Below are 16682 nucleotides of genomic sequence, written 5' to 3'. Positions count from 1 at the left end.
TTCTTCCTCACTCATGAAGTCTGTGGATCAGCTGATAAACAATGTCTCCTTCTGTGACAAGCGGATCTGTATGGGCAAAAAATACGATACCATCTGTCGGGGCAAGAATCGTTTCCTTCACATATCCTTCATAAGGATCTATGATCTCTGCCATCCTGTGTCCATACCGGACATCCTCTCCGGGACTTACCAGCCCCTTAAAAATACCGCCTGACATCGTATGTACATCTGTCAGATCCTGCTCAAGGATCACATGACTGATATAGCCGCTGTGGCTTTCGTAACGGATGATCCCCATTCTTGTCAGGAACCGCAGTACTGCTGCCACTGCCTGCCCTGCACTCTTTTCATCTATCGTATCTGTCCTGTTTGTGTAAAGGGAAAACGCTGCTGTCATCTTATTCTGCCAATTATAGTTCAGTGTCTTCGTATCAATCGGAGTCGGCTTCCGCACCATAGCATAAGGCAGTCCGAAAAGATTGGCAAGTGAAGTATTCTGAAAGCCGGTCTCCATCATTCTGACATGCGGGACAAACTCCCCCGCCATATAAAAGCTTGTCAGCTGGATCCCATAGGTGTAATTGCGAATCTTACTGAAGATCCCTTCTGCCAGCCGGTCTGCGCTGTCTCCTGTCTTTCTTCCCGGAAACCTTCTGTTGATATCCTGGTTTTCCACCCCGAAAAACTTTTCACCAACATTCATCCCAAGGGAATTGATCACCGGTATCACCAGTATTTTCTTTCCTGCACTGACACAGCCATTTGCCTCCAGTTCCTTCAGGGCTTTTACCAATTGGGAGCAGATATACATCTGCTGCACCTCATTTCCTCTTTCGGATCCAAGGATACAGGCAGCCTCATCACCCTTTCCAAAGCTGTAGCCCTTTATGATCATATCTTCCCTGTATGGAGAAGTCACCGTATAGATATTTTCTGTAAACATAATTCATTAACCTCATTCATCATGGTCTATTCCCGTCAGGATCCGGAGGAGCAATGCTCCCTCCCGGACAAACGGGTACTCCCGGAGTGTAAATACCAGCCCGTTTCTCTGTGCCAGGATCTCCTCCAGCACCTCTCCCCGCAAAGGATCGATCACCTCACCCAGCTTGTCTCCCTTTTTTACGAAGTGATTATGTTCGATCTCCGGCAGAAAAACCCCTGTCGAACCGGATCTGATAAATTCAACCTCTCCGTCTGTGGAAAGCACCGGCTGCTGGATCTTACCTTTCAGTTCTCCGTTCCACATCCCAATATGCTTCATCAGATGAAAAATACCATCTGTCACCTGATTTCCAAAATGCCGGCTGATTCTTGTTCCTACTCCCATTTCGACAACAAAGGAAGGGACTCCCAGCAGGTTCAATGAATGTGCCAGTGTTGCTTCATGTACTGTTTCTGCAGCATTGGTCCATACCATATCCACATTCATAAGCTGCGCATAGGGAAGCACCCTTTCTGCAAATTCCTCACTGATCCGCACCTGCGGGATCTCACGTGCAAAAATATTACTGGCATGAATATCCAGGCAAAGATCCGCTCCTGCTATATCTCCTACAATAGCTGCTGCCACTTTTTCAAGTGCAGTCCCGTTCTCATTTCCCGGGAATATCCGGTTCATATCCATATGAAGTCCAGGCAGCTCCCTGACTGCCATATCCATGCCAAGCGGATTCAGTGCCGGATACAGATCCACACTCCCATGCAGACATTCCGGATGCTCCTGCAGCCGTCTTACCATTTCATAGATCACATACTGTCCTTCAAATTCATCCCCGTGAATACCGGATACGATAGCAATCCTTCCAGAATCCGGGTCTTTTCCCTCTATCCTGTTTTTTACGATCCGCAGCTTTTCCCCTACCGGAAGCTGTGCTGCTATGATTTCCCTGATCATATTTCCTGTCCTTTCCCAAAAAGAAAAGCTTCAGGGCATCTGAAGCCTTGAAGCTTTTCTCTATTCTTCTGCCACCAAATTCTGCATCATATACATAATTTCCCGATCCACAGCAGCTTCTGTCACTCCCCGGGTATTTGCTGCAACCTTGAGGCCCTCCAGTACGTACATAATGTTGCTGGCTGCCCTTCTTGGTTCCTCACAGCAAAATTCTCCGATCTCCACGCCTTCCTCTATCAGTCTCTGGATCACCATGACTGCCGCATCGAACTGCTTCTTCAGAAGATTTTCCCTGCTGTAATCATTCTCTTCAAAGAAAAATTCATAGCAGGCCTTCTGCAGAGTCCCCTTTTTCGTCAGAAGCTCTCTTTTCTGTTCCTTCAGAAACAATGCCAGAATATCTGCCGGGCCAAAATCCTTGCCAATCTTCTGTTCGAACTCACTGCCCGAATCCTCCTGCTCTGCTTTCAATACTTCCAGAAAAAGCTCCCTAGTTCCCGGGAAATACAGATACAGACCTCCGCGGCTGATCTCACAGGCATCAACAATATCCTTCATCGTTACATTCTTGTATCCCTTTTCCATAAAGACCTCTCTGGCCTTCTCCAGTATGTATTTTTTCTTCTGAAGTGACTTCTCTCCCATACCAGTAACAGCTCCTATGCAAGCGGTCTGTCATGTACTTCCAGAAGCTCTCTGATCTTCAGAAGTGCTTCCAGAAAAATACCATTTTCTATGGCATCTGTCCAAAGATTCCCTCTGGTCATGCCACCAAGTACATACTTCGCCATAATGGCAAATACATCCTCTATGTTTTTTAGCTGTGCAGAGGCGATCCATCTTTTTTCATCCTGCACTGTACGAAGCATATTCCTTGAAAAAGTATAAACGTAATTCCTGTCCATCAGTCCCGTGGCATTCAGTTCCTTTACAAGGGAAAGCAGCGTGGAATCATATACTCTTACCGGCATGGAAGAACGGTTCAGTTCTTCATTCTCATAAATATGGGAGGTACTCTGCCCCTGCTTTTCTTTCAGCCATGGAATATATCGAAACAGATTTTTAAAAATTGCAGTATATTTCTGTATTTTTTCCTGTCTGTACAGGTTTTCCTTCTCTTCTGTCATCACAAACTGCTCCTTAAAACTGCAAATTTCTACATCTATGAGTTATCTTATCATAAAAATAACAGAAATACACGTTGAAAATAAAGAAAATACTCTTTTTTCCACCTTTTTCGACAAGCTTTTTACCATCATGCTAATATATTTTTATTTTTTCTCAATATAATTGTAGAATTTACTTGATTCAAGCAATATAATAATAATCGAACTGATTACGGAAGTCAGTTCGAGCTAATTAGCAATTCCGGAAGAATTCCCCTTTTACACAACAGAAATCCCTGAGAGTTTCTCTCAGGGATTTTTGTTTGCTGTATGCACGAATAAATGGCAATGCTTAGAACCTTCCGGCTGCATTGCCATTATGTTTCATTTTTTCATTTCATTCCACTCCGCAGGAATACGATCCCATAAGGTGGTATGGTCAGATTTCCTTCTGTCAGGTCTGCTTCCTCTTCTCCTGTATACAGCCCGTTTTCCAGTGCTGCCTCCTGCAGATTTTCCTGAAGTGCCAGTGTCTGTGTTTCTCCTGATACATTGATCAGTACATGAAGCTGCAGCTCCTCCCATGTTTTGGTAAAGGCTGCCACGCTGTCTGAATCATACTCCGGCAGATCATTTACTGTTCCCTTCCGGATCTCCGGATACAGATTCCGGTAATAGACTGCCTTTTTATAATACTGGTAAACTGAAGAAGGATCATCCTTCTGTTCTTCATAGCTTCCAAATTTCATCTCAAAATCATCCATGTCTGACGGTCCTCTGCACATACCGCAGATGGATCACTGGAAAAATACATGGGTGCCCTCTTATTTTCATCCTTACCGGAGCCTTTCATGCCAAGCTCTTCCCCGTAATAGATAAAGGCACTGCCGCTCATCATCAGATTCATGGCACCTGCAAGCTTGGTCTGTGCTTCTGAGCCTTCTCCTGCATAGTATCCAGCACTCCGTCCCATATCATGGTTCGTATAAAAGGGTGCATCGATATAATCCTTATTATGTGCAGAAAAGATTCCTTCGATCTCCTGTAGTCTCTGGCTGTAAAAGGATGCCGGCGTATTTCCCTTTACCACCTTTGCAATGATACCATCCTTGTTGGCAAAATCAAAATCAAACAGGCTGTCAATGCCGCTGTCATAATACTTTTCATAAACAGCCATATCAGAAAAGACCTCTGCCACCAGATAAGCATCCGGATATTTCTCCTTCACCACATCATTAAACCAGGAAAGGATCTCTATATTAGAGCCATCCGCTCCCGTCACATACTCCTTCGCTGCATCCAGCCGGAAGCCGCCCACTCCTTTAGCAAGCCAGAAGTCTGCTATCTTCTCAATTTCTGCCCTGAGTTCTTCGTTGTAGAGATTTAAATCCGGCATGCCATCCCAGAACTGTGCTTCATAATACCAGATATCACTTCCCTTCACCGGACTGAAGCCGCTCTTTTTCTCTTTGGAGAAATTGTAATATAACACATACGGGCACTCGCCCGGATCCGGTTCTCCGTCTCCCAGTTCTTTCAGATAGCTGCACGCCTCCTGAAACCAGGGATGCTCTGAAGAAGTATGGTTCAGTGCCAGATCCATGATCACCTTGATCCCACGCTCCCTGCAGGCTGAAAGAAAAGCTTCAAAATCCTCCATGGTGCCATATTCCGGATCAATACTATAATAATCAGTCGTATCATATTTGTGATAAGTTGGAGAAGGCATGACTGGCATCAGCCAGATCCCGTTGCATCCAAGATCATCCATCGTCACCGGATCTCCATCATTAATATAGTCAAGCTTCTTTGTCAGTCCCTTCAGATCTCCGATCCCGTCCCCATTTCCATCATAAAAAGAATATACAAAGACCTCATAATAGGTACGATAATTATCCTCCATGGAAATCGGTTCAGGAACCGCCAGTTTTTCCCTATGGTGGACGGGAAATTCATTCTGGCTTCATTTGACAGTCCAAGCAGATCCTGCAGGGAAATGATCACAATATCTGCACTGCTCCGGTACGCTTCCCTGATCAATGCATCCGGGATCTGCCTTCTTTCATGGATCTCCAGATAGCGGTACGCAAATTCCAGCTCCTTCTGTGTCTTCTGCGCAAAATATCCGGCTACAGTTTCATTATCATGGGTTCCGGTATAGACAACCTCATTCTGGCTCTCGTAATTGTAGGGAAGATGTTCATTATGGGGATTTCCGTCAAAGGCAAACAAAAGCACCCGCATTCCCAGCCATCCGGTCTTCTTCAGAAGCTTCTTCACCGCCGGTACCAGTACCCCAAGATCCTCTGCGATCACCCTGTTTTTCCCAAGTGTCTCCTCTATGGCCTCTGTCAGCTTCCTGCCAGGTCCCTTATTCCATTTTCCGTTCCGTCCGTTTTCATTCTCTGCCGGAATACTGTAATATCTGGCAAATCCGATAAAATGATCCAGTCTTATGATATCAAAAAGCCTTCCGGCAGCATCCATCCTGCGCCGCCACCAGGAAAAGCCTTCCTTTTCCATTCTCTCCCAGTCATAAATGGGATTTCCCCATTTCTGTCCGTCATCCGAAAAGGCATCCGGCGGACAGCCTGCCACTACCGTAGGTCTTCCTTCCTGATCTAACAGAAACTCTTCTCTTTCTGCCCAGACATCTGCACTGTCAAGCGCCGCATAAAGAGGGATATCCCCTATGATACGGATCCCCTTTCCGTTTGCATATGCCTTCAGGTCTGTCCACGCCCTGAAAAACTCATATTGCAGGAAGCAGTAAAACTCGCAGTTTTCCTGTTCCTCCTTGCGGATCTTCTGTAGTGCCTTTTCCTTTCTCTGCTTCAGATATCTTAAGGCTCCCAGTCTCCCCATCCGCACTGCCTGCTTCTTCCTCTGTCAGCAGTCCCTGTCTTACCAGTTCATCCAGATCGATCAGATAGGGATTCCCGGCAAAGGCAGAAAAAGACTGATACGGACTGTCTCCATAGCCTGTCGGTCCAAGAGGCAGCACCTGCCAGTAGCTCTGTTTCATCTCTGCAAGAAGATCTACAAAATCATAAGCTTCCCTTCCGATGGTGCCGATCCCATGCGGAGAAGGCAGGCTGGTAATTGACAGCAGGATCCCGGCTCCCCTCTGCATACGGTCTTCCTGTCTTTGAGCTTTCTTCATACTGGTATTCTCCCTCCCGCATATTTAAATATCCGAATCCGTCATTACCTGTATTATACTATCTTTCTCTTCTTATGTCTTTTATTTTTTCGTATTTTTTCGCTTTCAGAAAATAAAAACAAAAAAACCTGGTATTTACCAGGTTTTTCAAGCAGGGGCAGTAGGAATCGAACCCACATCGACGGTTTTGGAGACCGCTGTTCTACCGTTGAACTATGCCCCTATTTCTGTGGTTCTCAAGACCACCGAAATTCATTATATCTAAAACACCCCTATCTGTCAACAGCTTTTGCAGTAGATTTTCTTTTGATAAATGCTGGACGTAAAAGTGTCTTACTGATAGACACATGATTCATCAGGGAATGCAATGCCATATAACCACATTTTCCAAGCTCTGCCCTTTCCTGACGGATCGTGGTAAGAGGCGGTGCTGTTACTGCTGACATTGGCAGATCATCGAAACCGATCACACTGATATCCTCCGGCACCCTCTTATGCAGCCTCTCACATTCCTTCAGCACACCATAAGCGAGCAGATCATTACCGCATACAATAGCTGTAGCTCCTCTTTCCACAAAGGCCGGCACAAAATCCTTGGCAGATTCCGCTACATAATAACCATTTGCTACCATCTCCGGATCTACTTTCAGTCCATGCGCTTCCATACTGTCATAAAAGGCCTCCTGTCTGCATTCCGTGATCATGGAATGCAGGGAACCATTCAGGAAAGCGATCTTCTTATGTCCCAGCTCCTGCAGATGCAGGATTGCCGTATCTATTCCTTCAAAACTGTCAGTTCCAATATATGCTACATTGGGATTCTTCCAGACAAAGTTATCAAACAGTGCTGTTGCGATCCCAGTATCCTGCAGCTGCTCCATCCAGGGATCCTGCAGGGCGAAGCCTACCAGGAAAGCGCCTGAATACCCATTTTTGAGCATAAACGTATCATATTTTTCCTGTGCCTGGAATCCCGGTGTAACAGGGAGCACCTCCACGCGCCAGTTATCTCTGAATGCCGCCTGCCGGAAGCCAAGCACTATATCATATCCAAAGTCACCGGCAGCTTCATATTTCATATTTTCTATGAACAGACAAAGCTTTCTGTGTTCTTCCTTTTTCATCCGCTTTGTCACATAACCCATCTCTACCGCTGTATCCAGAATTGTCTGCCGCAGTTCGATACTGACGTCTGTTGCTCCATTAAGCCCTTTTGACACTGTACTGATCGATACTCCAAGTCTGTCTGCTATTTCCTTAATTGTTGCCATTCTTCCTGCCTGCACACTCCTAATTCTGTAATCTGTCTTTCGTGTCAGCTTCAATCTGGGCGCTGAAGCTCTTCAGTTCTGCAGATGGTTCATAATTCTCTTCCGCATACAGTATTTCATGAAGCCTGACCACGTTATCTGCAAGAGACATGGGCACCACACAGGCTCCTACAGGAAGGGATGCTCCTGCCCGCATTCCCGCAAAAGGAAATCCATCACTGACAGTCACCTTGTAATCTCCTACTTTGCTCAGGACAGCAGCAATATCCTCCACATCGATCGAGGTAACAACATGAGGCAGCACTGCATTCATGGCACTCATAAGCGTTCCCACAGAGGCACCCTTTGCCTTCTCCATCATGGCGATCAACACATCCCTCTGTCTTTTGGTACGTTCAAAATCATCACCCACATAACGGATCCTGCAGTATGCCGTTGCCTGCAGTCCATTCAGTGTCTGCAATCCCGGTTCTGTAACCGGTTCATAATCAACACCTGCTGTCGCTGTAAAGGTTTTCTGGTCTTCACTCGTTCCCGCCATGCTGATCTGATAATTGTTCAGATGGCTGATCTCATTTTCCTTCACATCGATCTCCACACCGCCAAGAGCATCCACTGCCTCCATCAGTCCTTCAAAACCAACGGTTATGTAATCTGTCACATAGAGATCGGTATTCATATTGATCATGCCAAGAGCCATTTCCGGTCCCCCCTTGGCATAGGCAGCATTGCATTTATTGTAGGTATCATTGCCAAGATTCAGATAGGTATCTCTGTAGATAGAGATCAGACGCACATCATGTTTGTCCATATCGATAGAACAGAGCATAATGGTATCACTTCTGTTATTTCCTTTTCCGAAGTTCTCATCTCTGGCATCTACTCCAAAAAAAGCAATATTATAAACTCCTGTATATGTCTTCGTCTCTTCGCCTTCTCCGTTTTCCTCTTCCTGTATTTTCTCCTTTACTTCCTCATTGACAGCAATATGTTCTGTATCGATCCTGTCCTTCTTTACACCATTTTCTCCTGTCGTACGGAGAATTACATATAAAGCACCCGCTGCTGCGATCAGAACTACCAGTTCCAATATAAAAAGCGGTATATGTTTTATCCATTTTTTCTTATCCATTCCCTGCTCCTTTGTGAATTGTCGTAATTTTCGACAAACATACCTTACTATTTTATCACAGGAATCCGTAAATTTGAATAGAAAAGAATATTTTCTTAAAAAAATGTTACAAAGCTGTAATAATTACCTCAGATCAGATCCATAGCCTCACTCACACTGTCCACATAAATAATTTTGATCCCCTCTATATCTTTCAGGCTTTCCCGGCATACCCCAGGTACAATACAGCAGGTAAATCCCAGCTTTTTCGCTTCCTGTACACGTACCTTGATCATACTGACAGCCCGTACTTCACCGCTCAGTCCGATTTCTCCCATAGCTATGATGCTGCCATCCACTGCCCGGTTTTTAAAGCTGGAAACCACAGCCATGGCGATCCCAAGATCAATTGACGGTTCCATGATCTTGATTCCCCCGGCAATATTGACATAGGCATCGCAGCTACCAAGCTGCAGGCCAAGCCGTTTTTCCAGCACTGCCATCAGCAGATTCACTCTGTTAAAATCTGTCCCTGTGGTCTGCCGTCTCGGGATACCAAAATTACTGTGGCAGACAAGTGCCTGGATCTCTATCAGGATCGGTCTTGTTCCCTCCATGGCACAGGTTACAACCGACCCGCTGGCGTCCTCCGGTCTTCCGCTGAGCATCATCCTTGACGGATTCGTAACCTCCTTAAGTCCATCCGATTCCATCTCAAACACACCGATCTCATTAGTCGAGCCAAACCGGTTCTTTACTCCACGCAGGATCCGGTAGGCGGCATGTCTGTCACCTTCAAAATAAAGAACAGTATCCACCATATGCTCAAGCACCCTTGGTCCTGCTACGGTTCCTTCCTTGGTTACATGTCCTACGATAAAAATAGAAATATTCAGTCCCTTTGCCAGCTTCAGCAGGATACCGGTGGCCTCCCTTACCTGGGAAACACTTCCCGGTGCGGCAGATACCTCAGCAATGGACATGGTCTGTATAGAATCGATGATAACGATCTGTGGGCGTTTTTTCTGAATGACATCTTCAATAGTATCCAGATCTGTCTCACAAAGCAGCTTCAGATGATCTGTAAATTCGCCAAGTCTCGCTGCCCTGAGTTTGATCTGCCGCAGGGATTCCTCCCCGGATACATACAGCACTTCTTTCCCTGCTGCTGCCAGCCTCTGGCAGACCTGCAAAAGCAATGTGGACTTTCCGATTCCGGGATCACCGCCTACCAGGATCAGAGATCCCTCCACGATACCGCCGCCAAGAACTCTGTCAAGCTCCCGAATTCCACAGCTTGTCCTCTCTTCCTCCGACAGTGAAATATCCGAAAGTGTCTCCGGCTCTGCCGCTGTATGTGGATTTCCCGTCTTTCTGCCACTGCCCTTACCAGTTCCTGTCACCACAGTCTCTTCTACAAAGGTGTTCCACTCCCGGCACCCCGGGCACTGCCCCATCCACTTTGCTGACTCATATCCACAGTTCTGACAGAAAAAAACTGTACCTTTTGCTTTTGCCATGCTTCCTGTTCCCTTTCTGAAAAAAACCTCCTGACCGGTAGGCCAGAAGGCTTTTACTTTATCTTGCTACAATGTCAACCTTAACTTCTCCTGCTCCTGCAAGCTCCACACTGAGATTCAGCTTGCCGCCCAGATTGGTCTTCATACCGCCAATACTCTGATCGTCCACATAGACTACATACTCGGTATCTTCCATCAGACCTACTGTGATCTGTGCATCCTCGTCTCCTTCCACCAGGAAGCTGACACCTTTTTCGGTTTCTCTGAAATTTAATACACTGGTTCCCGGTACGGACTCATATACAAATAAACCATTTCTTTCCAGCTTAGTCATTGTCTTAAATGTCTTAACCTTGTACTGATCACCATCATGCTCAAAATCCTCAACCTTCTGCTTGGTTTCAAGCCTGTGATTTCCAAAGCTTATGCTGCCATCCGCTTCTGTCCGGATCAGCTCTTTCACAACAGCCATCCTTATTTCCTCCATTGTATGCATTTGTATTAATTGTTGATAGCATTAGTATAATCTATTTTTTACTTAACGTCAAAAACAACTTTTCCTTTTCGATAACCTGCAGATACCGTATCCCCGGCCTTGATCCTTCCTGAAAGAAGCTCCTCTGCAAGTGCATCCTCCACTACCTGCTGCACGGCACGCTTTAACGGCCTTGCTCCCATCTTGTAGTCTGCATATTTCTCTACCAGATGCTCCTTCAGCGCTCTTGATGCGCTCAGATGAATGGAAAGCTGCTTCTCGCATCTCGCAGAAAGCTCATGAAACAGCAGTGTGGTTATCTTTTCCATATCCACTCTGGTCAGCGGATGGAATACCATGATCTCATCAATCCTGTTGATAAACTCCGGTTTAAACAGTCTTCTGACTTCCTCCATGACCCCTTCCTTCATCCGGTCATAGTTCTGTTTTTCAGTTTCTGCCACTCCAAAGCCCAGATTCTTTGGCGCAATGATGCGCTGTGCCCCGGCATTTGAAGTCATGATCAGAACCGTATTCTTAAAGCTGACCTTCCTTCCCTTGGAATCGGTGATATGTCCATCATCGAGCACCTGGAGAAGCACATTAAATACATCCGGATGTGCCTTTTCGATCTCATCAAACAATACAACTGAATAGGGATTTTTGCGTATCTTCTCACTGAGCTGTCCTCCCTCTTCAAATCCCACATATCCAGGGGGCGATCCTATCATCTTGGATACAGAGTGACCTTCCATATACTCTGACATATCCACACGGATCAGGGCATTTTCCGATCCAAACATAGCCTCTGCCAGTGCCTTGCTGAGTTCTGTTTTTCCTACACCTGTAGGACCAAGGAACAGGAAGGATCCGATCGGTTTTTCCGGATCCTGCAGGCCGACCCGTCCCCTCCGTATTGCTTTTGATACGGCGCTGACTGCTGCATCCTGTCCGATCACACGCTTGTGCAGGATGCTTTCCAGCTTCATCAGCCTTTCGCTCTCCGTTTCTGTCAGTTTTTTCACCGGGATCTTCGTCCATGCCGCCACAACTTCAGCTATATCATTCTCTGTTACCTTAAGCTCATCCTTTTCCTGTTTCTTCCTGTTTGCCTCACAGGCCTTCTCATATTTGTGGATCAGCTTTTCCTGCTCTGCCCTGCATATTCCTGCCTGATCAAACTCTCTTTTCTTCAGGAAGCCTTCCACTTTTCTGTCATATGCTGCAAGCTCCTCCTGCATTTTCTTCAGCTTTTCAGGAACGTGGGTTGCCTTCAGCCTGACTGCTGCTGAAGCCTCATCGATCAGATCAATCGCTTTATCCGGCAGATTTCTGTCATTGATATATCTCTCTGAAAGCTCTACCGCTGCTCTGACCGCCTCTTCTGTGATCACCACCTTGTGATGCTCCTCATATTTGTGGACGATCCCCTTGAGGATCCGCTCTGCCTCCTGCACAGTAGGCTCCTCTACCATGACAGACTGAAATCTTCTCTCAAGTGCCGCATCCTTTTCCACGTATTTATGATACTCCGCCACTGTAGTTGCCCCGATCAGCTGCAATTCCCCTCTTGCCAGTGAAGGCTTTAAGATATTGGAAGCATCAATGGCTCCCTCTGCACCACCCGCACCGATAATAGTATGCATCTCATCCAGAAACAGGATAATATTTCCTTCCTCCTGCACTTCATGGATCACTCTTTTCAGCCTTTCTTCAAACTCACCACGATACTTGGAGCCGGCTACCATTCCTGAAAGATCCATGGTAAGAAGCCGCTTGTTCTGCACAGTAAAAGGTACTTCCCCGGCCACAATACGCTGTGCCAGTCCTTCTACCACTGCTGTCTTGCCGACACCGGGTTCTCCGATCAGACAGGGGTTATTCTTGCTTCTTCTGCTCAGGATCTCGATCACACGCTGGATCTCCTGTTCTCTTCCGATCACAGGATCCAGCCTGCCATCTCTCGCCAGGGCAGTCAGATCCCTGCTATACTGCTCCAGTGTAGCAGCACTTTTTTTGTTCTTCTGTTTCATCGCCAGATCCTCTTTATATAATGCAGGATCCTCACCCATTGCTGCCAGTGTATCAATATACAGCTTCTGTATGGCTGCACCCATAGTCCGGAGAAGTCTTGTTGCCACACATTCACTCTCTTTGAGCAGTGACAGCAGGATATGCTCAGTTCCTGTCTTATCTGCTCGGAAACGGTCTGCCTGTCTGTCAGCCTCCTGTAAAATGGCCTCTGCCTTTGGCGAATATTGTTCTCTGTCCTTTGTAACAACAGCTGCATCCGGACTGATCAGTTCTTTGATCATGGTAAGAAGCTGCTCTTCCTCTACCCCGTTTTCGGTCAGAACCCTTGCCGCCACACCGGTTCCTTCCTTTAATAGTCCTGCCAGAATATGCTCCGTCCCCACATAGCCCGAATGGATCCTGGCAGCTGTTTTTTCTGCCAGCTTCAGCGCTTTCTGCGCCTTTTCTGTATAATTCGAACGCATCTTAAATTCCTCCATATTCCTCATAGATATCGTCGATCATGGCATGGATCTCATCTCTGCTGATGCCCCTGCAGCTTGCCTTGGCAAGAAGCTTATGCAGTTCTGTATCAATCTCCTCAAGTGCCATCAGCTTATCTGCGTTGACTGCGATCACTGCGCCTCTTCTTCTGTCCATCTGGACAAAGCCCTCCTGACGCAGCACAGTATATGCCTTATTTACCGTATGCATGTTAATGCCGATCTCTTCTGCAAGCGCCCGCACAGAGGGAAGAGAATCCCCCTCTTTAAATCTGGCTGTAGCGATCCCATATACGATCTGATTCCGAAGCTGGATATAAATTGCTTCTGTACTGTTAAAATCAATTTCTATAATCATCGCTTATCCTGTCTTTATGAGTTACCCCTGAATCTTCTCTGCTGGATCTGTCACTGGCAGCTCCGCTTTAGCAACGTGCGCCGCGAGGCACACGGTAACAACAGGGAGGAATAGCACCGCTATTCCTCCCGTTTCTCTTTCGTAGTTTATTTACAGATCTTTGTCATCCATATTCAGGAATTCAAATTCAAATTCATCATCATCTACGAGAAAATTCTGTGCCTTTCTTGACGTTTTTTTCACAGGCCGCTTTTCCTCTGCCGCTGTCAGATCTGCTTCCTGTCTTGTTTTTTTCCGGACAGGTCTTTCCTCTTCTTCATAAAAATCTTCTCTTTCCCTTGTCCGTTTCCTCTTTACTGGAACCGGTTCTTCTTCATAATCCAGATCACGGCTCTGTTTTTTCTTCTTCCTGACAGGTGGCTCCGGCTCTTCTTCCTGGAGCTCATCCTCTTCATCCTCATAATCCTCGTAATAGTAGGCGTCCTTCAGCTTAAAGATCAGAATAGTCACTGCTGCGATCAGTATCACCATGATCACTGCCATAACAATGATAATAATCTTTTCTGTAGTTACCTGCTTCTGCAGTGCTTCATTGTCAGCTCCTGTCTGATTTACTACGTCAAGAAGGTTCGTTACTGACATCATGGTGCCATTTACATTATCATAAAGCCAGTAGGTTTCATCATTGTATACTACTTCATAATCATTGTGTTCCGGTTCTGCCGGGGTTTCTTCCTGGGATTCTTCAGTATCTGTTTCTTCCGGTATTTCTGTGTTTTCTCCATCTGCAGAAGCTTCTTCAGATCCGTCTGCATCTGCTGTATCAGTTCCATCTGTCTGTGAACCATCTGTATTTGCTGCTCCATCAGAAGAAGCTCCCATGGTGATCAGGTCAGAACGGATATAGCCTTCCTTGGAGGAACCATTCTTGGTAAAACGGATCTGATACCATTTCTTTCCGGCGCTGTCTGTTGCTTCTCCAATCAGGGTAATGCTTTCCCCTTTGGAAAGGGATGCTACCGGATCATGCGAAGTGGATGCACCGGAACGTATCTTTGCACTTTCAACCGCAACCGTAGCCGCCTGTTCACCAATAGATGTAGGTACGGTATCTGCCGGCTTTTCTGTGGCAGCTGCTGTTGTTGCCGCAGGTGCTGCCTCTACCTTAATATCATCTGATGTCTCTACCAGATCGGAACGGATATAACCATAGGTGTTATTACCATTCGGCACCTTATACCACACGGTTCCCGAAGAATCCTTTACAGCTCCTACAATATCGATCGTCTTTCCCTTGACTGTGCTCCCTACCACTGAGCTGCTTGTGCTTGCTTCAGAACGGATCTTTGCAGTTTCCGCCACTACCTTTCCCGAAGCTGCCAGACTGGTAAATGTCTGCAGTGACACAACCATAATAAAAGCTGCCACACCAAGCATTCCTCTGATCCAGGTTTCTTTCTGAAATAAAGCTTTCATTGCCTTCACTTCTTTTCTCCTTATCTTTCTCTTATAAAGCGCCTCTCTCCGGTTTCTTCACGGAAGCCTTCACTACCTCCCTGAATACCGGATTTTCTCATCCTGCGGGCTTCTTCCTCAAGCTGCCTGTGATACAGCTGTTCACATTTACTGCATAATCTGCCGCTGCTGATATTAGCACCGCACATTTCACATCGTATATAACCACCGGCATTATTAATGATCTCAAACCGGTTATCCTTGATCATATCACGTATGGACTTATGAGTTACACCTGTGGCATCTGATATCTCAGCTACATTTGCTCCCTTATGCTCATCCAGATAATTACGTACCTTTCCATAATCGTCATATTCCTGATGTCCACATTCTTCACATTCATATTCACCAAGTCCCTTGTAAACAAGAACCCCACCACATTTTTCACAGTAGGACGGCCTGTGCAGCTCACCCATGCTGAATATCGCACGTCTCATATCCATCTTACGTCACCTTCTCCATTCCCACATGCTCAGGCTTCATCAATTGCCTTTCCAATATCATGACGCATATATTTGTTTTCAAAAGTAATCCATTCCGTCGCAGCATATGCATTTTTTCTGGCTTCCTTCAGGTCATCCCCTTTTGCTGTTACACCAAGGACTCGTCCTCCGTTTGTCACAATCCCTTTTTCTGTTTTGGCTGTTCCTGCGTGGAAGCAGAAATAAGAATCCTGTCCTTCGAATTTCTCAAGACCCTGGATCACAAATCCTTTTTCATATTTGACCGGATATCCATCAGATGCAAGTACCACACAGACTGCTGCATTGTCCTCAAACTCCAGGTCAATCTGATCCAATGTGCCATCAATGCAGGCCTCCATCACTTCTATGATATCATTTTTCATTCTGGGAAGCACTACCTGTGCCTCCGGATCACCAAATCTGGCATTATATTCCAGAACCCTTGGTCCCTTCTCCGTCAGCATCAGTCCAAAAAAGATCACTCCCTTAAACTCTCTGCCCTCAGCCAGCATGGCATCCACAGTAGGCTGATAAATATATTTACGGCAGAAGCTGTCCACTTCTTCTGTATAAAAGGGACTGGGAGAAAAGGTTCCCATGCCACCGGTATTTAATCCGGTATCTCCGTCTCCTGCTCTCTTGTGATCCTGTGCACTTGTCATGATCCGGATATTCTTTCCATCCACAAAGGAAAGCACCGACACCTCACGGCCTGTCATAAATTCTTCAATGACAAGTCTGTTTCCGGCACTTCCAAACTTCTTATCCTCCATGATCTCCTTAACGCCGGTCTTCGCCTCGTCAAGATCCTGGCAGATCAGAACTCCCTTTCCAAGAGCCAGTCCGTCTGCTTTCAGGACAATGGGAAAGTCTGCTGTTTCCAGATAGGCAAGTGCTGCCTTCGGATCATCAAAATTCTCATACGCTGCTGTAGGAATATTGTACTTTTTCATAAGATCCTTGGAAAATGCCTTGCTTCCTTCCAGGATCGCCGCATTTTTCCTGGGTCCGAAAGCCCGAAGACCTGCTTCCTCCAGTCTGTCTACCAGACCGCCTACCAGCGGATCATCCATTGCCACGATCGTCAGATCAATCTCTTTCTCTTTTGCAAATGCTGCAATCTTATCAAACTCCATGGCTCCAATAGGAACACACTCAGCGATCATGCCGATACCGGCATTGCCCGGTGCACAATAGATCTTGCTTACTTTTCTGCTTTTGGAAACACTGTATGCGATCGCATGTTCTCTGCCACCGCCGCCAACGATCAAAACCTTCATATCCGC

The 16682-nt window shown here is 46.3% G+C and carries 17 protein-coding genes and 1 tRNA gene; all 18 read right to left on the bottom strand.

The window, feature by feature from the left end; translation table 11 throughout:
* Positions 1–7: 7 nt before the first annotated feature.
* Positions 8–943 carry a M14 family metallopeptidase gene (locus tag OCV77_RS08750; RefSeq protein ID WP_262574667.1) on the bottom strand — a complete coding sequence of 312 codons (936 nt, stop codon included), beginning with the start codon at positions 941–943 and terminating at the stop codon, positions 8–10.
* A 12-nt stretch (positions 944–955) separates the two neighbouring features.
* The gene (locus tag OCV77_RS08745) at positions 956–1897 is read right to left on the bottom strand and encodes a M14 family metallopeptidase (RefSeq protein ID WP_262574665.1); all 942 of its coding nucleotides are present in this window, start codon (positions 1895–1897) and stop codon (positions 956–958) included.
* Between the two features lie 60 nt (positions 1898–1957).
* Positions 1958–2542, bottom strand: coding sequence for a TetR/AcrR family transcriptional regulator (locus tag OCV77_RS08740; protein WP_118798187.1), 585 nt, complete (start codon positions 2540–2542; stop codon positions 1958–1960).
* A gap of 14 nt (positions 2543–2556) precedes the next feature.
* Positions 2557–3024, bottom strand: a complete 468-nt coding sequence (locus tag OCV77_RS08735; RefSeq protein ID WP_118798186.1) for a hypothetical protein — start codon at positions 3022–3024, stop codon at positions 2557–2559.
* 371 nt (positions 3025–3395) lie between these two features.
* The gene (locus OCV77_RS08730) at positions 3396–3767 is read right to left on the bottom strand and encodes a hypothetical protein (RefSeq protein WP_262574664.1); all 372 of its coding nucleotides are present in this window, start codon (positions 3765–3767) and stop codon (positions 3396–3398) included.
* A complete protein-coding gene (locus OCV77_RS08725) occupies positions 3749–4906 on the bottom strand; it encodes an alpha-amylase family glycosyl hydrolase (RefSeq protein WP_262574663.1) in 1158 nt (385 codons plus the stop codon). Before OCV77_RS08725 ends, OCV77_RS08730 begins: the two co-directional genes overlap by 19 nt.
* Positions 4825–5868 carry a 4-alpha-glucanotransferase gene (gene malQ / locus OCV77_RS08720; RefSeq protein WP_262574660.1) on the bottom strand — a complete coding sequence of 348 codons (1044 nt, stop codon included), beginning with the start codon at positions 5866–5868 and terminating at the stop codon, positions 4825–4827. Before malQ ends, OCV77_RS08725 begins: the two co-directional genes overlap by 82 nt.
* Positions 5756–6166, bottom strand: a complete 411-nt coding sequence (locus OCV77_RS08715; RefSeq protein ID WP_262574659.1) for a 4-alpha-glucanotransferase — start codon at positions 6164–6166, stop codon at positions 5756–5758. The genes malQ and OCV77_RS08715 overlap by 113 nt, the downstream gene beginning before the upstream one ends.
* Positions 6167–6318: 152 nt before the next feature.
* A tRNA-Trp gene (locus OCV77_RS08710) sits at positions 6319–6389 on the bottom strand.
* Between the two features lie 49 nt (positions 6390–6438).
* On the bottom strand, positions 6439–7437 hold the full coding sequence (locus OCV77_RS08705) for a LacI family DNA-binding transcriptional regulator (protein ID WP_262574657.1): 999 nt from the start codon (positions 7435–7437) through the stop codon (positions 6439–6441).
* 19 nt (positions 7438–7456) lie between these two features.
* Entirely contained in the window at positions 7457–8569 is a 1113-nt protein-coding gene (locus OCV77_RS08700) for an LCP family protein (protein ID WP_262574656.1), read from the bottom strand.
* A 128-nt stretch (positions 8570–8697) separates the two neighbouring features.
* A complete protein-coding gene (gene radA / locus OCV77_RS08695; RefSeq protein WP_118798182.1) occupies positions 8698–10068 on the bottom strand; it encodes a DNA repair protein RadA in 1371 nt (456 codons plus the stop codon).
* A gap of 58 nt (positions 10069–10126) precedes the next feature.
* Positions 10127–10540 (bottom strand): endosialidase, encoded by a 414-nt coding sequence (locus OCV77_RS08690; RefSeq protein ID WP_118798181.1) that lies wholly within the window; start codon positions 10538–10540, stop codon positions 10127–10129.
* Between the two features lie 62 nt (positions 10541–10602).
* The gene (locus OCV77_RS08685) at positions 10603–13041 is read right to left on the bottom strand and encodes an ATP-dependent Clp protease ATP-binding subunit (protein ID WP_262574654.1); all 2439 of its coding nucleotides are present in this window, start codon (positions 13039–13041) and stop codon (positions 10603–10605) included.
* Between the two features lies 1 nt (position 13042).
* Entirely contained in the window at positions 13043–13417 is a 375-nt protein-coding gene (locus OCV77_RS08680; RefSeq protein ID WP_118798179.1) for a GntR family transcriptional regulator, read from the bottom strand.
* A 150-nt stretch (positions 13418–13567) separates the two neighbouring features.
* The gene (locus OCV77_RS08675; protein WP_262574756.1) at positions 13568–14893 is read right to left on the bottom strand and encodes an SH3 domain-containing protein; all 1326 of its coding nucleotides are present in this window, start codon (positions 14891–14893) and stop codon (positions 13568–13570) included.
* Between the two features lie 20 nt (positions 14894–14913).
* Positions 14914–15375 carry a hypothetical protein gene (locus OCV77_RS08670; protein WP_118798177.1) on the bottom strand — a complete coding sequence of 154 codons (462 nt, stop codon included), beginning with the start codon at positions 15373–15375 and terminating at the stop codon, positions 14914–14916.
* A 29-nt stretch (positions 15376–15404) separates the two neighbouring features.
* A complete protein-coding gene (gene purD, locus OCV77_RS08665; protein ID WP_262574653.1) occupies positions 15405–16676 on the bottom strand; it encodes a phosphoribosylamine--glycine ligase in 1272 nt (423 codons plus the stop codon).
* Between the last annotated feature and the right edge of the window lie 6 nt (positions 16677–16682).

Origin of the sequence: Suilimivivens aceti, assembly GCF_025567405.1 — a bacterium.
GTDB classification, from domain to species: Bacteria; Bacillota; Clostridia; order Lachnospirales; family Lachnospiraceae; genus Suilimivivens; species Suilimivivens aceti.
The sequence above is the reverse complement of the archived record's forward strand: the minus strand, read 5'-3'. Positions and strand labels throughout refer to the sequence as shown.

What these genes read in the sequence shown, in the direction of transcription:
- OCV77_RS08750 (WP_262574667.1), bottom strand. Translation starts at nt 943, where the DNA reads ATGTTTACAGAAAATATCTATACGGTGACTTCTCCATACAGGGAAGAT.
- OCV77_RS08745 (WP_262574665.1), bottom strand. Translation starts at nt 1,897, where the DNA reads ATGATCAGGGAAATCATAGCAGCACAGCTTCCGGTAGGGGAAAAGCTG.
- OCV77_RS08740 (WP_118798187.1), bottom strand. Translation starts at nt 2,542, where the DNA reads ATGGGAGAGAAGTCACTTCAGAAGAAAAAATACATACTGGAGAAGGCC.
- OCV77_RS08735 (WP_118798186.1), bottom strand. Translation starts at nt 3,024, where the DNA reads ATGACAGAAGAGAAGGAAAACCTGTACAGACAGGAAAAAATACAGAAA.
- OCV77_RS08730 (WP_262574664.1), bottom strand. Translation starts at nt 3,767, where the DNA reads ATGGATGATTTTGAGATGAAATTTGGAAGCTATGAAGAACAGAAGGAT.
- OCV77_RS08725 (WP_262574663.1), bottom strand. Translation starts at nt 4,906, where the DNA reads ATGGAGGATAATTATCGTACCTATTATGAGGTCTTTGTATATTCTTTT.
- malQ (WP_262574660.1), bottom strand. Translation starts at nt 5,868, where the DNA reads ATGGGGAGACTGGGAGCCTTAAGATATCTGAAGCAGAGAAAGGAAAAG.
- OCV77_RS08715 (WP_262574659.1), bottom strand. Translation starts at nt 6,166, where the DNA reads ATGAAGAAAGCTCAAAGACAGGAAGACCGTATGCAGAGGGGAGCCGGG.
- OCV77_RS08705 (WP_262574657.1), bottom strand. Translation starts at nt 7,437, where the DNA reads ATGGCAACAATTAAGGAAATAGCAGACAGACTTGGAGTATCGATCAGT.
- OCV77_RS08700 (WP_262574656.1), bottom strand. Translation starts at nt 8,569, where the DNA reads ATGGATAAGAAAAAATGGATAAAACATATACCGCTTTTTATATTGGAA.
- radA (WP_118798182.1), bottom strand. Translation starts at nt 10,068, where the DNA reads ATGGCAAAAGCAAAAGGTACAGTTTTTTTCTGTCAGAACTGTGGATAT.
- OCV77_RS08690 (WP_118798181.1), bottom strand. Translation starts at nt 10,540, where the DNA reads ATGGCTGTTGTGAAAGAGCTGATCCGGACAGAAGCGGATGGCAGCATA.
- OCV77_RS08685 (WP_262574654.1), bottom strand. Translation starts at nt 13,041, where the DNA reads ATGCGTTCGAATTATACAGAAAAGGCGCAGAAAGCGCTGAAGCTGGCA.
- OCV77_RS08680 (WP_118798179.1), bottom strand. Translation starts at nt 13,417, where the DNA reads ATGATTATAGAAATTGATTTTAACAGTACAGAAGCAATTTATATCCAG.
- OCV77_RS08675 (WP_262574756.1), bottom strand. Translation starts at nt 14,893, where the DNA reads ATGAAAGCTTTATTTCAGAAAGAAACCTGGATCAGAGGAATGCTTGGT.
- OCV77_RS08670 (WP_118798177.1), bottom strand. Translation starts at nt 15,375, where the DNA reads ATGGATATGAGACGTGCGATATTCAGCATGGGTGAGCTGCACAGGCCG.
- purD (WP_262574653.1), bottom strand. Translation starts at nt 16,676, where the DNA reads ATGAAGGTTTTGATCGTTGGCGGCGGTGGCAGAGAACATGCGATCGCA.